Source organism: Pasteurella sp. P03HT, from assembly GCF_054052285.1.
On record NZ_JBSIUM010000006.1, the window covers coordinates 40014 to 55437 of the forward strand.

20 protein-coding genes are annotated in these 15424 nt (G+C 36.9%); 15 read left to right on the forward strand and 5 right to left on the reverse strand.

Annotated elements, in window-relative coordinates; translation table 11 throughout:
• From ACWIT3_RS06200 to ACWIT3_RS06255, 12 genes are all read left to right on the forward strand, one after another.
• The gene (locus tag ACWIT3_RS06200; RefSeq protein ID WP_457161900.1) at positions 1–669 is read left to right on the forward strand and encodes a hypothetical protein; all 669 of its coding nucleotides are present in this window, start codon (positions 1–3) and stop codon (positions 667–669) included.
• Positions 670–678: 9 nt separating this feature from the next.
• The gene (locus ACWIT3_RS06205) at positions 679–1668 is read left to right on the forward strand and encodes a P2 family phage major capsid protein (protein WP_457161901.1); all 990 of its coding nucleotides are present in this window, start codon (positions 679–681) and stop codon (positions 1666–1668) included.
• 111 nt (positions 1669–1779) lie between these two features.
• Complete coding sequence (locus ACWIT3_RS06210) at positions 1780–1995, forward strand: type II toxin-antitoxin system Phd/YefM family antitoxin (protein WP_457161902.1); 216 nt, start codon at positions 1780–1782, stop codon at positions 1993–1995.
• 32 nt (positions 1996–2027) lie between these two features.
• Positions 2028–3134, forward strand: coding sequence for a hypothetical protein (locus tag ACWIT3_RS06215; protein WP_457161903.1), 1107 nt, complete (start codon positions 2028–2030; stop codon positions 3132–3134).
• A gap of 160 nt (positions 3135–3294) precedes the next feature.
• Complete coding sequence (locus ACWIT3_RS06220; RefSeq protein WP_457161904.1) at positions 3295–3489, forward strand: helix-turn-helix transcriptional regulator; 195 nt, start codon at positions 3295–3297, stop codon at positions 3487–3489.
• A 9-nt stretch (positions 3490–3498) separates the two neighbouring features.
• Positions 3499–3729: a hypothetical protein gene (locus ACWIT3_RS06225; protein WP_014667886.1), complete on the forward strand. Its 231-nt coding sequence runs from the start codon at positions 3499–3501 to the stop codon at positions 3727–3729.
• Positions 3730–3793: 64 nt separating this feature from the next.
• A complete protein-coding gene (locus ACWIT3_RS06230; protein WP_457162015.1) occupies positions 3794–4393 on the forward strand; it encodes a host cell division inhibitor Icd-like protein in 600 nt (199 codons plus the stop codon).
• Complete coding sequence (locus tag ACWIT3_RS06235; RefSeq protein ID WP_457161905.1) at positions 4386–4709, forward strand: hypothetical protein; 324 nt, start codon at positions 4386–4388, stop codon at positions 4707–4709. Before ACWIT3_RS06230 ends, ACWIT3_RS06235 begins: the two co-directional genes overlap by 8 nt.
• Entirely contained in the window at positions 4703–4897 is a 195-nt protein-coding gene (locus ACWIT3_RS06240) for a hypothetical protein (RefSeq protein ID WP_457161906.1), read from the forward strand. Before ACWIT3_RS06235 ends, ACWIT3_RS06240 begins: the two co-directional genes overlap by 7 nt.
• The gene (locus tag ACWIT3_RS06245; RefSeq protein ID WP_457161907.1) at positions 4897–5106 is read left to right on the forward strand and encodes a hypothetical protein; all 210 of its coding nucleotides are present in this window, start codon (positions 4897–4899) and stop codon (positions 5104–5106) included. The genes ACWIT3_RS06240 and ACWIT3_RS06245 overlap by 1 nt, the downstream gene beginning before the upstream one ends.
• A complete protein-coding gene (locus tag ACWIT3_RS06250) occupies positions 5106–5417 on the forward strand; it encodes a hypothetical protein (protein WP_279895106.1) in 312 nt (103 codons plus the stop codon). The genes ACWIT3_RS06245 and ACWIT3_RS06250 overlap by 1 nt, the downstream gene beginning before the upstream one ends.
• An 11-nt stretch (positions 5418–5428) precedes the next feature.
• On the forward strand, positions 5429–7630 hold the full coding sequence (locus ACWIT3_RS06255; protein WP_457161908.1) for a DUF927 domain-containing protein: 2202 nt from the start codon (positions 5429–5431) through the stop codon (positions 7628–7630).
• Between the two features lie 135 nt (positions 7631–7765).
• On the opposite strand, the gene ACWIT3_RS06260 is transcribed toward ACWIT3_RS06255, so the two are convergent.
• The 5 genes from ACWIT3_RS06260 to udk all read right to left on the reverse strand — a co-directional run bounded on the left by ACWIT3_RS06260 (position 7766) and on the right by udk (position 11951).
• The gene (locus tag ACWIT3_RS06260; protein WP_457161909.1) at positions 7766–8098 is read right to left on the reverse strand and encodes a hypothetical protein; all 333 of its coding nucleotides are present in this window, start codon (positions 8096–8098) and stop codon (positions 7766–7768) included.
• A gap of 192 nt (positions 8099–8290) precedes the next feature.
• A complete protein-coding gene (locus ACWIT3_RS06265) occupies positions 8291–9475 on the reverse strand; it encodes a sugar transporter (protein ID WP_457161910.1) in 1185 nt (394 codons plus the stop codon).
• A gap of 3 nt (positions 9476–9478) precedes the next feature.
• The gene (locus tag ACWIT3_RS06270; RefSeq protein WP_457161911.1) at positions 9479–10693 is read right to left on the reverse strand and encodes a hypothetical protein; all 1215 of its coding nucleotides are present in this window, start codon (positions 10691–10693) and stop codon (positions 9479–9481) included.
• Between the two features lies 1 nt (position 10694).
• The gene (gene dcd / locus ACWIT3_RS06275) at positions 10695–11279 is read right to left on the reverse strand and encodes a dCTP deaminase (protein WP_046338807.1); all 585 of its coding nucleotides are present in this window, start codon (positions 11277–11279) and stop codon (positions 10695–10697) included.
• A gap of 21 nt (positions 11280–11300) precedes the next feature.
• Positions 11301–11951 (reverse strand): uridine kinase, encoded by a 651-nt coding sequence (udk, locus tag ACWIT3_RS06280; protein WP_457161912.1) that lies wholly within the window; start codon positions 11949–11951, stop codon positions 11301–11303.
• A 250-nt stretch (positions 11952–12201) separates the two neighbouring features.
• Here udk and ACWIT3_RS06285 point away from each other — a divergent pair, with 250 nt between their 5' ends.
• Genes ACWIT3_RS06285 through ACWIT3_RS06295 form a run of 3 tightly spaced genes read left to right on the forward strand, consistent with a single transcriptional unit; the run spans position 12202 to position 15331 of the window.
• Positions 12202–13239: an ABC transporter substrate-binding protein gene (locus ACWIT3_RS06285; RefSeq protein WP_457161913.1), complete on the forward strand. Its 1038-nt coding sequence runs from the start codon at positions 12202–12204 to the stop codon at positions 13237–13239.
• Positions 13240–13261: 22 nt separating this feature from the next.
• Entirely contained in the window at positions 13262–14284 is a 1023-nt protein-coding gene (locus ACWIT3_RS06290; protein WP_457161914.1) for an ABC transporter substrate-binding protein, read from the forward strand.
• A 12-nt stretch (positions 14285–14296) separates the two neighbouring features.
• Positions 14297–15331, forward strand: coding sequence for an ABC transporter substrate-binding protein (locus ACWIT3_RS06295; RefSeq protein WP_457161915.1), 1035 nt, complete (start codon positions 14297–14299; stop codon positions 15329–15331).
• Positions 15332–15424 lie beyond the last annotated feature (93 nt).

The following is a 15424-nucleotide window of genomic DNA, read 5'->3' on the forward strand; positions in this document are numbered from 1 at the left end:
ATGACAGAAATCAATCAACAAATCACCGAATTTACCCAACAAAAAAACATTTATTTACAGGAAAAACAAAGCTTAGATGATTTAATAGCAGAAAAGCAGAAAGCCGAGAGTGTGATCCAAGCCTTGCATAATGAGATTGAAGAATTGATAAAAAAATCAAAGGAAAGCCTCACGCAGCAAAATGGTTTATCAATGGAAACTTTCATTGAGTTAAAGCAAGAGAATGCCGGCTTAAAAGCTCGCTTAGAATATTATCAAGCCACTATTGAAGAATTAGATTGCAAAATTGATGCACAAAAAGAAAAGATTTTCTTTACTTTTAACCAATTAAAAACAATGCGAAGTGCAATTATTTACCCTCAAGCAATAACAGCATTAGAACAACTGATTGCACAAAATAAAGAGAAAATAAGCGAAATTTATTGCTATCTCGAGTTAAGCGATCAATTCACCCCTTCCCTTTATTCTGACGAATCAACGGAAGACAAAGTAAAAACATTTATCACTAAGCAAATTAAGCAAGCAATCAATACAGATTTTACTATTGATGAACAATATTCAATTCCTCGCTTTATTCATAAAGATGAAATCAAAAGCCCAATCAAAAAACATCAAGAAAGCTTTGATAATACCCCTAAAGGCTTTCAAAAATTAATTCACAATTTATAAGGTGGCAATATGGAAAACTTAACCGCAAGTAAATATAGAGCATATATTCAACATCTATCGAACTCATTAAAACTGGATAATAATGGCGATTTAGTCGTTTATAATCTAGATCCTAAACAAGAAAAACAATTCTTTGCTAACTTAAAGAAAAATAGTTTTTTTGGGCTAATTAATGTAATTAAATCAAGAATTGCAGAAGGTAAAACATTAGGCATTCAAATCCCGATGCCTAGCACAACAGATACAGACCAAGAAGAACGCCAACCCGACAAAGCCTATATACAACCATTCCAAGTATTTTCTTGTGAGCAAATCGATGTTGATAGTTGCGTATCCTATCCAAAGCTAGACAGCCTAGCGAGCTATCTTGATAACGATTTTAATCAAGAGTTAGAAGGGTATTTAGACAAGCAAACCTTACTATCTCTTTTAATGGTGGGCTTTAACGGCAAAAAACGCACGACCGAAACAACATCAAACCCCGCAGAAAATAAACTTGCTGAAGATGTAAAAAAAGGCTGGTTACAACAAATTAAAGAGAAAAAAGCAAGTGCAGTGATCAATGGGGCAAATGTGGGAGAAGGTCAACAATATAAAAACCTTAATGCACTGATCAAAGCTGGACTAGCCAAAATCGAGAACCCGCATAAAATGCATGGCGACCTAGTGGCAATTTGCGGGCGTAACGTCTTGGCAGATTATCCCGTAGTCATTGAATATGACAACTTAAGCACCGAAAAAACCGCACAAGTGACTATTTCACAAAAGCTAATTGGCGGCTTAAAAGCGTTTAACGTGCCTTATATGCCAGAAAACAGCATCTTAATCACTCGCATTGATAATCTTTCTCTTTATGTGCATACAGGCACGATTAGAAGAATGCTAGAAACCAACCCACGTAAAGACCGCCTCGAGCATTATTTTTCTGTGAGTTTAGATTTTATTGTTGAAAATTATGATTGTGTGGCACTACTGGATAACATTCAAATCACAGATTAACGCAAACATTCATTAGGTAGTTTAGGGCTAGAAATAGCCCTTTTTTATTGCCTAAAACTTTTTAGAGTGCTATTAATAGCACCAATAAGAAACAAAAGAAAAGGGACAATTATGGCAATTCATCAAGTATTAACAAATACCGTTGCAAGTATCACCGACTTAAAAAGAGACCCAATGGGAACAGTACAAACAGGCACTGCCAAAAGTGGTGTAATGGCAATTCTAAACCGCAATGAGCCTGCTTTCTATTGTGTAACCCCCGCTATGTTTGAATACTTCCAAGAACTCGCTAAAAAAGATGAAATGAACAAACTAAACAATCAATAAATTATATTTAATAACTTTATTTTTAAGGAAATATGATGACAGGAAAAATGAAATTGCCGCCTAGAAAATGGTATAACTTGAAACAAGCATCAGATAAATTAAGCAAAGAATATAATGACACTGTAACCCCTGAAGATATATTACACTATGCTGGACAAGGTTATTTTGAATTACTAATAAATATTGATTTTAATATAGATCAGTTTGATAACTATCACTTATCTATCAAGGGAGTTAATATCGATAACACTATAAAAAATATTTTATGCTTAGAGATTAGAGGATTCTCAATCAACCCTGACATTCACAGATATCAATATGAAAATGCTGTTTTAACAATAAAAGATAACTTTAACTACTCTAACCTTTTTTCTAATGATGAATATGATGAATATGATGAATATGACAATGAAATAAACTTAGATCAAACAAAGCCAAAGCGTGCTATTTTAAATAATAAAAATATAATAATCAAAACCAATATAGAAAAAGCAAAGGGATTTTTTGCAATAGACTTTTTAAATTATAATGAGTTATTTCTAGATGATTCTAATTTTTATATAACAACAGATAAAATAATATTAAGATTTTCTAGACACTGTAAAAATACAAATGGATTAGGAATTTGCTTTAATGGAATAGATAAAAATTTTAACAATATAATAAAATTAGATAAGGATTCCATATTTATACAAAATGAGGAACTCGATCTCTTTATGAAAGATAGGGTAAAAATACGCAGTTTATCAAGTATTGAGAGTTATATCGAGGAGTGGAAAAATCCGACAAGAGAAATCAATAAAATAGACAGCCAAACGCCCCAAAAAATACAAAAAACAACCCAAAAAGCACAAAAAACAATCGAAAAAACGCAACTAAAACCGAAAAAATACTATGAAGAAATCGTTATAAATAATGCGATTAAGCTCATTATCAAATACCCAGAAATAGGGGTCTATACAATTGTCAATAGCGTAATGAGTAAGATGGAAAAAACTTATTTCATTGATAAGAAAATGTTTTTTACCAATCGGCATTATGTAGATAAAGTAAAAGCTAAATTAGCTATAGACGGAATAGAAATTACCCGTCACAGTGGAAAAACAATAGAACTTCCAGACTACGAAATAGAAATTTAATTAATAAAATCAACAAGCTAAAATGGAAAAAACACTTTTCGATTTTAGCTTTTTTATTTCCATTTTTTCTCTTCAAAAATATATCCATAATCCCCCCTGACAAACAAGACAATGGCTTACAAGCCAAGACAAACGCTATACATATCCAACAGGGGAAACTATGGAACAACACACCACAGAACCAACCTTTTTTTATTCAACTGATACAGTATGCAAAATGCTGGACGTATCACGCCAATTTATTTATGAGGCAGTAGCTAAAGGCGACTTTCCAAAACCAATCAAGATAGGACGATTGAACCGCTATAAAGCGGCAGAGATTCACGCCTATATTCAAGCGAAAATGAATCAATAAGGGGGAAGCATGGGCCTAAAAATCAACTGCCCGTTATGCAACGGTAAATTGCATATCCGAACATCGGAAAGACCAACACCCACAACCGTCACAGCACTGTTATTTTGTGCAAATTGCGGCAACTTTAAAGGGAAGTTTATGGGCGAAATCACAGAAACACAAACGGCAAACTGGAAAACAAACCATGAAATAAAAAATAGCGTGTTTGAGAAAAACAAGATGACGGAACAAGACCTATAAAAAGAAAAGCCCACTTTCTCAAGTGGGCAGAACAAATACCAAACAGGAAATATTTTAAAATATGATGATAAACAAGAACAAAGCCAATCTAACGCCAATCGAAACGGATTGCAACATTTTCACAAAGTGCGGTAAAAATTTTCAGTCTTTTTTATTGACAACAGAAACGACAATAAACTATATTAAATACGCTTTAGCAAAATCTAAAGCCGAGCCTGAGAACTCGAATTTTACAAAGGCGGATAATAACACGCCCCTTTTAGCGTGTTTTTTTATGCGTAAATCACACACACCTAAAATAGATCTATCTTATGATAGACTATGCCCTATGGTAGCGTGTGGCGGGAAAGGTTCGCCCTTTGCTGTATTCCTTTGTATGCAGTTTCTCAGCCCGTTGCACGTTACCGCCCAAAGCCTGAGAACTTTAGCGGTAACTTTGAAAAAACAAACAAAGGAAACCGCAGAAATGATCTACCAATTTCTAGGCATATCACGCCAACACTACGACCAAACCAAAGCAGAACAAATCCGTATTCTTGCCGATAACGAAACCCAAGCGAGAGCTTATTTAGCCCGTGATTATGTTTTAATCTCACTAGGTCGCCTACCAAATACCGCAAAAAATGACCGCACTTTAACAGTTAAAGGGGGCGTTTATGCGTAATTCAACTCAATCAATCCTAATTACAAAAAATGCACAAGAAAGAACACAAAGCCACACATTACAGCTTATTGATGACTTATTAATGCATTTTAATATTCCAGCCTATAACCCTGATGACAACACCCCACAAGGTTTAATTAATCGCCTTGCTTTCTTAAGTGTGTGCTATCACGCACTCTTTCTAGAATTAAAAAATACCCCTATTAAACAATGGATAGATAAAAACCTATCCGATGTATATGCACATAATGCCAATTATCCACTTATTCAAACTCTTGAAAAAATCACAGAAATCAAAGGGGGTAAAAAATGCTAACTGAACGCATCACCCTACCTAATGGCACAATCATTGAGTTTTTTGCCTCAACACCAGAGCAAATGCACTTAATGTTGCCTAGCTATCGTTACGCTGAAGAAAAAATCACGCAACAACGCCAAGCTAAAAAGAAAAAAAACGCACAGCGACGCCAAAAACAAGCAAGACGGAAAAATAGGGGGAAATAATGAGCAAATTATCTTTATTTATTTTACAAGTCGCTCAAGGCCTTCCTGTGGAAAAAGTGATTAATCGAAACAGAATAGGCAGACAAGAAAGAAACCAAAGCAGTAAACCTAGTGTGAAAAAAAGCAGAGCTAAACTACCGCCTTTCGTGCGGAAAACTTACCCCAATGGAATTTATCAAGGCATTTTGCAAGAAAGAGGGCAAAAATAATGGATAACCAAACCCCAAAAACAACCAACGCACAAGCTAATGCGCCTGAAGATATTTTGCAAAAACTCAACCAATTAGAGGGGCGGATAACCGCCCTCGAGCAACAGCAAAACAATCTTCAAGATGAAATCTGGACAACAAAGGACGTTGCAGCCTATGCAAAATGCTCATATCACTATGTAGTGCAACAATTAATTCACTTGCAAGATTTTCCAAAATCAATAGGCAATCCAAAGCCAAGAAGTCCTAAAAAATACCGCTCAAGTGAAATAATTAACTATTTTAAAAATAGAAATAATACCCACAAATAAAAGGCAAGAATATGATGAACGGAACAACAAAAAAATTAAAAAATGCACCGCACTTATCAGAACAAGACAAAGCCCCATATAGTGAAATTATCGCACTTATTGGCGATAAAGCGTGGAATGCGTGGGGAATAGGACAGAAAAAAGGAAAAAGTGAAGAATGGGACTTATTAAGACAAGCTATCCAAGCAGAACCAAATTATAAGCCAATTATTTTAGGCCCTACTCAACTAGGTGAATTATCAAAATTGAAATTAGCGGAAGATAATCACTCTATTTTTAAATGTTGTATCTTTGGGGAATTAACTGTTCCTCAAGAAAAAGGCATCTTACTCAACCTAGCGAATAATAGCCAAATAAAAACCTTAATTTTTTGCGATGAACTAGGACAAGAAAAATACAATCTAACCCACAAATTAACCCAACTAAGAGAAGATGAACAAAGCCGTAAAGATGAAGAAGAAATAGCTAGACTAGCAGAAACCGCGAATGCACCAAAAACTAGTCCCTACGTTGATTATCGTGAAGTAGGCGATATGAAAGGCTTATTTTATGTAACCCCTAAATTAGATAATCAAACAGGCGAAATTTTACGAGAGATGGAAAAATGGATCTGTAATGATATTCAGCTAGTGGGGGAAGGTAAAAACTCAAACGGGGAATACTACTATATTTTCCAATGGCAAAATGAAGGGGAAAAAATCCCAAATATTGAGGCAGTACCTTTAGCCGATTTTGGCAGTGAAACAGGCTGGAAACAACTGAAAGCCAAAGGATTAAAAATGACACAAGGAACGGGCTTAACAGCTAAATTAGCGGAGCATTTCCATTTTAATGGCAACCATTCAACCAAATGGACTGTTACTAGCTTAACAGGCTGGCAAAATGGAGCGTATTTATTGCCAAATGGTGAAATACTAGGTGAACCAACCAAGCCGATTTATTTCACAAATAAAAGCGGCAGCGCACAAGGTTATACAGTAAGAGGAACACTTGAAAGCTGGCAAAAAGAGATCGCAAATAATGTACGCAATAACTATTCAATGATGCTAGGTGTAGCCGTTGCACTTGTCGCACCGATGCTTTCAATTTTAGGGCGTGATTCCTTTGGGGTACATTTATTTGCGGAAAGCTCAAAAGGGAAAAGCACCACCCTACATATTGCCAATAGTATTTACGGGAACCCCGATAAATTAAAATTAAGCTGGAGTGCAACTGCGGTAGGCGTTAAAAATGAGGCGGCCGCACGCAATGACGGATTTTTAACATTAGATGAAATAGGACAGGCTAAAGATGCAAGAAATCTGGAGTCTATCGCCTATGACTTATTCAATGAAACGGGGAAAATTCAAGGGAAAAAAGAAGGGGGCAATAGAGAAATTAACCGTTGGAAAGTTGCCGCACTTTCAACAGGGGAAAAGGATTTAGAAACACAATTAAGATTGCAAGGCGTAAAAGTCCACGCAGGGCAATTAGTGCGATTGCTAAATATTCCTTTAATGGAGGCAAAAGAATTGCATCAATTTAGCAATAATAAGGCACACGCTGATCACTTAAATGAAAAGGTATTAGAACACTACGGAGCCGTTGGCAGAGAATGGATTTATTTTCTTGCCAATAACAAAGAAAAGGTAAAAGAGGTTTATAACGAAACCCGCAAAAAATGGTTAAACCTTACTGAAAATATGAGTGGACAAGTGCAACGAGTCGCAACTGACCGTTTTGCAGCACTTGAAACCGCTTTGCAGCTTGCCAAGCACTTAACTCAATGGACAGAGGAAGAAAACGCCAACGCTATTTTGAAAAATTTTCTCAATTGGAAAGAAGACTTTGGCGAACAAAGTAAAGAGGAAACAACAATTATAGAAAGTTTATTAAACTGGCTTTTAACTTATGAAAGCAAATTCATTGAATACCCTGAAAACCCTCACAGAACAAAACCCAATGAAATTGCAGGAATTAGAGTATTAGCCAATACCAGTAGCAATGAGCAAGAATACTTTTTCATTTACCCCAAAACATTTAGGGAAATAACGAAGGATTATCCAAGAACAATGGTATTCAATGTTTTAAGCAGTGCGGGAATTTTAATAGAACCTAGAAGGCATGAAAAAGGCTATGAGTATCAAGTAAAAATCCCAAAATCCATAGATGGGAGATCGGCCAGAGCTTATAAAATTATCCCAGTGTTAGAAAATGAATCTCTCGATTCATGATAAAAAATTAATAGACGTAAGCAAGGTGAAAGCCTTGCTTTTTTTATGGTAAAAAAATATTTTTTTCTTCTAGAAAGTGAAATAATAATAGGAATTTTAGGAATAAATTATATAAACATATTATTATTCAATAACTTATCTAAAAATTATTCTTCCTATTTCTTGCTTAATTCTTCCTATTTTAACCTCATTTCTTCCTATTTTAGCCCTATTTCTTCCTATTCTCATTTTTCCCGTTTTTGGACTTCCTAAAAAATTCCTAAAATTCTTCCTAAAAATTCCTAAAAAATTCCTATTTTTAGGAACGTATAACAATTTGAAAAATAAAAGATTTTTGGCAATTCTTCCTAAATTCCTAAAATTCCTAAAAAATTTATGCACAAACAAATTTTTTATTTCATCATGGCAATCAAAGATCATACTGGAATGCCATTCACTTAAAAATCGAAAATTTGTACTATAAGCCATAATAAATTAGACTAAACTAGCAATGACAAATTAAAGATAAGCTAACTATTTTTTCTATCTTGTTCCTTTGATGTTCCCTAAGCCTAGAAACGAAAAAATAAAAACAAGCAAATTCAAAGCGTTATAAAACATTATAGAGTTCTCTCTCACCGCCATCCTTTCCTCAAATCAAAAAATTGACCGCACTTTTTCTTACTGAGCAGATCCAATTCCAGCATATCGACGTTGTACAACGAGAAAGAGAAAAATACCGGCAAGAGCCAAACCCGCGCCGATGAATCCGATGTATTCTAGCCCTAAATGCTGCATCACTTGATTACCAAGTAAAGCGCCACCACCAATACCAATATTATAAATCCCCGAATATATTGCCATCGCAACATCCGTTGCATCAGGTGCCAGATGCAGAACTCGAACTTGAAGCCCTAAGCCAATTCCAGCAATACCAATTCCCCAGAGAAATATGAGGGGGAACATGGTCCAGAGAGAAACGCGAGATAAGTATAATAACAGTAAGGTGAAAACTAACGTACTCATCGAAATGAGAAGAAATCGGATGGGACCTGAGTGATAATAACGGTTAAATAATAAGCTTGCTGTAATCCCTGAGATACCGAATACAAACAACATTATTGTTGCGATACTACCACTCATCTGCGCCATATTTATCATAAAAGGTTCAATATAACTGTAAGCCGTAAAATGTGCGGCAATGACGAGCGTAGTAAGTACATAGAGCCCCATTAATAAAGGACGTTGAAATAAACTCGGTATACTCTTTAAAGAACCTGCATTTTTACTTGGCAAACGAGGAAGTAGGAAGTAAAACAAAATTAGAATACAGGTAGCAAGCAATGCAATCACTGCAAATGTCGCTCGCCAGCCAAAAAATTGCCCAATCATACGCCCCAAAGGTAACCCTAGAATCATCGCTAACGCACTGCCCATTGCAATTAAACCAACGGCTTGTGTTTTTTTATCTTTTGGTGCAACACGGATAGCTAAAGACACGGTAATTGCCCAAAACACAGAGTGTGCGATTGCTACCCCTGCTCTAGCAAAAACTAATACCCAGAAATTCCAAGCCACAACAGAAAGGACATGGCTCACAATAAATAACATCAATAAATGAATTAAAAGACGTTTACGTTCTAACTTAGCCGTTAACAACATAAATGGTAATGACATAAGAGAAACAATCCACGCATAGACTGTGATCATAAGACCAGTCTGAGAAACTGAAATCATAAAACTTTGTGCAATATCAGACAGCAATGCAACAGGGATAAACTCTGTAGTATTAAAAATGAAACCAGCAAAAGCTAAAGCCAGTACTCGTGCAAATTGGCGCTGTCTCACTGCTTGAAAGGGCAACATAACTTACCTAAATTTTTCTTTGAGCAAATCTTTGATTTTATTACGCAAACGCTGATTCAATTCAATTTTATATTGTGGGGAATCACAATGATCAAAAAAATGAATAGGTAAGGCAAACTGGTGATATTTTGGATCGACTAAACCAACACGTAACGTAATATCACATTGTAAATCAGCAAGGTTAACATGCCCTTCACCCGATACATTGACTTTATCAATGTCAAAATCAAGACGTTGGAGGTGTAATTGCGCATTATCCCAACTGACATGAGCATGTAAGTTCTGAAAAGATGTCGTAAGTTGTTGCGAGTTTAATTGCGCTTTATCATAATTAATCGGTAAATATTTTGCACTTAACGCAATCAAGTCCATTCCTTTTACTTGCCCTTGTGGTATAGCTAATTTCACTTTGCCTCCCTGGACTTTGTGATTTGACCAGGTTAACTCCCCCGCTATATCGGTATATCCAACAAATAAGTGAGGCAAATTAAGAATATTTTGTCCTTTTGCAACATCAATGTTTTTCCCTTCAAACACTAAAGATTTCTGATGTGGACCTTCTGTTTGCCATGTTCCATCTAGCTGTAATGAAGGCTGATGCTCAGTATAGTCCACATTTAACGACAATAATTGCTGGTTGTGTCGTTCTACTAGCCTTGCCTCAATCTTCGCCAACATTTCATTATTTAAGTTAACAGTCTCTAACAGGATATGTGTATCTGTTTCTGATAATTGTTCGAACCATCCTGTTTGTGCTGAGAGCTGTACTTGTTGTGTAGCAAATAAAAGAGGGGAGCCAAACTCAGCGCTTAAGTTCGCTTTTTTGAACGTAATGCGAGTAGGTTGAATCAAAAATTCGCCTGTAATCTGCCCATGAATGATATGCAATGCGGACTCTGAAGGAGCAGCTGTACGAATGTTGACATCATGGAAAGTGAGCTGTTGAAAATTTGCTGGTTGATGAAATAATGACTCAATATCTAAATGTAAAGCGACTTTCTCTGCTAAAATAGACCGCCCTTTAGAATCTTGCCATGTCACGTTGGTTAAAGTCATAACAGGCTGAGGGAAAAGTGCCATGGAAATGTGATGAGCCGTAATATGATTATCGTGTAACCGCTGAGTCAATTCCTGTTCAACACGGCTTATCTGCCAAAAAAGGAGGACGAAAATCGCCACAATCAAGGCTACAAAGCCCAGTGCGATTTTCTTCCACATGTTATTTATCCTCGTCAATACGGCTTGCAACCGCACTTTGTTGGTTTTTATATTTGGCGTTTTTACGGCTACTGTAAGGACGTGCTGCCGTGCCGCTTAAAATTTCAAAGCTCAGTGCCCCAATCACCATATTCGGACGTAATGCTAATGGTAATTTTCCTGAGTTAAAAAATTCCAAGACAATTTTACCTTCCCAACCTGGATCGATACGATGAGCCGTCACATGCACCATTAACCCTAAACGTGCGAGTGAGGAACGACCATCAAGCCAACCGATAATATTCGCGGGCAATTTTACTGACTCTAATGTTGTTGCTAACGCTAATTCACCAGGATGTAAAAAAAACGCGTCTTTATCATCAATCAAGATTTCTTCACTCATGACGGACTCGAGCTGTGCAGAGACTTCTTCTTTCGGACCACTTAAATCAATATATGGCGCAGAATGTTCACGAAAAACACGGAACGAATTTCCCAAGCGCACATCAATTGTCGCCCCATTAATTTTATCATTACTTGGGCGAGGAGTAAGCGCAATAATGCCATCATCTAAATAACGCTCAATATCAGTATCACATAATCTCATTATAGGCTCCTTTTCTGTAAATTAACGTTTTCCTAAAAGCTGTCGAATTTGCGCTTTTAACATATTAATTGCGATACGGTTTTTGCCACCTCGTGGAATCACGATATCCGCATACTGTTTTGATGGTTCAATGAATTGTAAAAACATAGGACGTACCGTTTTGCGATATTGTTCTACAACAGATTCTAAACTACGACCTCGTTCTTTCATATCACGCTGTAAACGACGAATAAAACAAATATCTAGCGGCGCATCAACAAACACAGAAACACTGACTTCATCACGTACTTTTTCATCGGTAAGTAGCAAAATGCCTTCTAAAATGATCACTTTTTTAGGTTCAAAATGGATAACTTCACCCGTTCGGGTATGTTCAACGTAACTATAAACAGGAATATCAACAGGTTGGCCAGATTTGAGGGTTTTGAGATGTTCAATTAATAAGTTGCGGTCCATGGAATTGGGATGGTCATAATTGGTCTTAATTCGTTCCTCCATGTCCAAGTGGCTCTGATCTTTATAATAGGAATCTTCCGAAATAATACCAATTTCTTCACAGCCTAACTCATCACAAAGTTCTCGGTGAACCGTTGAGGCGATCAAACTTTTCCCCGAGGCAGAAGCACCAGCGATTGCGATAATAATACAGGATTGATTGGATGAGTTTAACATAGTAAATAACCTAAAAAAGCTGTTGATTTGAACATCAAATTATAAAGAAAAAAATACGATTTTAATAGCAACAATTCAAACGCTAACGCTAGAAAGCGAGGTTTTTCACCATTTATTTGAGTTTAAAATAAAGAATCTCTATTTTGTGATAGTTCTCACGGTATTCGCTATTGGTTTAAGGTAGGATGATTTCCTAACACACAATACATATTGTGCTCATTTATTTATCTACAACTAAGAGGTATTCAGTATGAAATACAAAACACTTTCTCTCGCTATTTCAACCGCACTTTTAACTGCTGGACTCATGACTTCACAAGCAATCGCAAAGGGGCGCCTCGTTGTTTATTGTAGCGCGACAAACGAAATGTGTGAGGCAGAAATTAAAGCATTTGGTGAAAAATATGATGTGAAAACATCTTTTATTCGCAATGGTTCGGGCAGTACTTTTGCAAAAATTGAAGCAGAAAAAAATAATCCTCAAGCAGACGTTTGGTACGGCGGAACTTTCGATCCACAATCACAAGCTGGTGAACTGGGTTTATTACAAGCTTATCGCTCACCCAATGTTGATCAAATTGTGCCACGTTTCCAAGACCCTGCGAAAATAAAAGGTAACTATACTTCAGCTATTTATATGGGTATTTTAGGTTTTGGTGTCAATACAGAACGTTTGAAAAAACTCGGCATTAATGAGGTTCCAAAATGTTGGAAAGATCTCACCGACCCACGTTTGAAAAATGAAATTCAAATTGCGGACCCACAAAGTTCTGGTACTGCATATACCGCGATCGCTACTTTTGTTCAACTTTGGGGTGAAGATGCCGCGTTTGATTATTTCAAACAATTACATCCAAACATCTCTCAATACACTAAATCAGGTATCACTCCATCCAATAACACTGCTCGCGGTGAAACCACAATTGGTATCGGCTTCTTACATGACTATGCGTTACAAAAACAACAAGGCGCACCAATTGAAATGATTGTGCCATGTGAAGGTACTGGTTATGAATTAGGAGGGGTAAGTATCTTAAAAGGTGCACGTAACTTAGACAATGCAAAACTTTTTGTTGACTGGGTGTTATCAAAAGAAGGTCAAGAGCTTGCATGGCAAAAAGGCAATAGTTTACAAATTTTAACAAATACCACGGCACAACAATCGCCAACCGCATTTGATCCAACGACGTTAAACCTCATTAACTATGATTTTGAAAAATATGGTGCGGCTGAAGAACGTAAACGTTTGATCAGCAAATGGGTTGAAAGCATTAAATTATCAAAATAATGTAAGTTGAAGAGGGCGTCTTATGAAAATAACGCACATTGCCCTATCTACTATGTTACTGGCAGGATTCGCTGCCAGTAATATGGCGATAGCGGAAGGTCGACTGGTGGTCTATTGCAGTGCACAAAATATTGTGTGTGAAAAGGCAGTACAAGGTTTTGCGCAAAAATATGATGTCAAAACGTCTTTTATTCGCAATAGTTCTGGCAGTACTCTTGCCAAAATTGAAGCAGAAAAAAATAATCCTCAAGCAGATGTCTGGTATGGTGGTCCATTCGATACGCATCTTCAGGCGATTGAATTAGGATTGTTAACCCCTTATACGTCACCTAAACTCACAGAAGTCATGCCACAATTCCAAAAACTCGGCAATGGCTATAGTTCGATTGTTTATATGGGCGTATTAGGTTTTGGGGTGAATACTGAGCGGTTGAAAAAGCTTGGCATTCAAGATGTGCCGAAATGCTGGAACGATTTACTTGATCCTCGTTTAAAAAATGAAATTCAAATTGCGGATCCACAAAGCTCAGGTACAGCCTACACGGCGATTGCTACTTTTGTGCAACTTTGGGGAGAAGAGAAAGCATTTGATTACTTAAAAAAATTAGATGCACATATTTCACAATACCCAAAAGCAGGGACAGCCCCATCACGTAATACGGCACGTGCCGAAACAACTGTTGGGATTGGTTTCTTACAAAACTATTCTTTTGAAAAAGAAAACGGTGCCCCAATTGAATTGGTTGTGCCTTGTGAAGGAACAGGCTATGAGCTTGGTGGAATCAGTGTCATCAAAAACGCACGTAACTTAGAAAATGCTCAGCTTTTTGCTGATTGGGTCATGTCTAAAGAAGCACAAGAGTTATCGTGGAAAGAAGCACAATCTCACCACGTTCCAACTAACGTAAATGCTCAACCGTCGCCTTATGCCCTCAATCCAAAAGATCTTAATTTAATTAATTACGATTTTGATAAATTTGGTTCTAATGAAATGCGTAGTCGCCTTATTGGTAAATGGGTCGATAAAATTAAACTCAATAAATAGCGAGGAGCAAGTATGAAACACGTCAAAACATCCTTGATTTCAACCGCACTTTTACTGGGTGGAGCATTCGCCTCTTACCATGCGTTAGCAGAAGGTCGTTTAACGGTTTATTGTAGTGCGCAAAATACGATGTGCGAACAAGAAGTCGAAGCATTTGGTAAAAAATATGATGTGAATGTCAGCCATATCCGTGCAGGCACAGGCAGTATTCTTGCACGTATTGATGCAGAAAAATCTAATCCTCAGGGCGATGTTTGGTATGGTGGGACATTAGATCCCCACTCTCAAGCAGGAGAAATGGGGCTACTGACCCCTTATAAATCACCTAATCTGCAATATATTCCTGATGAACTGAAAGACCCCGCTAAAATGAAAGGCAACTATACGTCTGCCATTTATTTAGGCGTACTTGGTTTTGGTGTCAATACAGAGCGTTTAGCAAAATTAGGCATTCCCGTTCCAAAATGCTGGAAGGATCTCACTGATCCTCGCCTAAAAAATGAAATTCAATCCGCAGACCCACAAAGTTCTGGTACAGCGTATACTGCGCTTGCAACTTTTATTCAACTCTGGGGGGAAGAAAAAGCGTTCACGTATTTAAAAGCGTTACATAAAAACGTCTCGCAATATACTAAATCAGGTAATACTGCAACACGTAATACCGCAAGAGGAGAAGCATCCATCGGTATAGGGTTCTTACATGAACATTCCATCGAAAAAGAAAAAGGTGCGCCAGTAGAATTAGTGGTTCCATGCGAAGGAACAGGCTATGAAATTGGTGGGGTGAGTATCATCAAGGGTGCTAGAAACTTGGACAATGCTAAACGCTTCGTAGATTGGGCATTATCGAAAGAAGCGCAAGAATTGTCTTGGCAAAAAGGGGAAACCCACCAGATACTCACTAATAGTGAAGCAAAACAATCGCCTTATTCTCTCGATTTCAAATCCATTAATTTAATTGATTATGATTTCGATAAATATGGTGCTTCAGATGAGCGTAAACGCTTAATTAAAAAATGGGTAGATGACGTGAAATTAGCAAAATAGCTGATTACATAACTACAGTCATCAGACTAACGCGATGTTTTTTTTATCATAAAACACGTTTTTCTATCTAACGATTTGGTAATATATTCAACA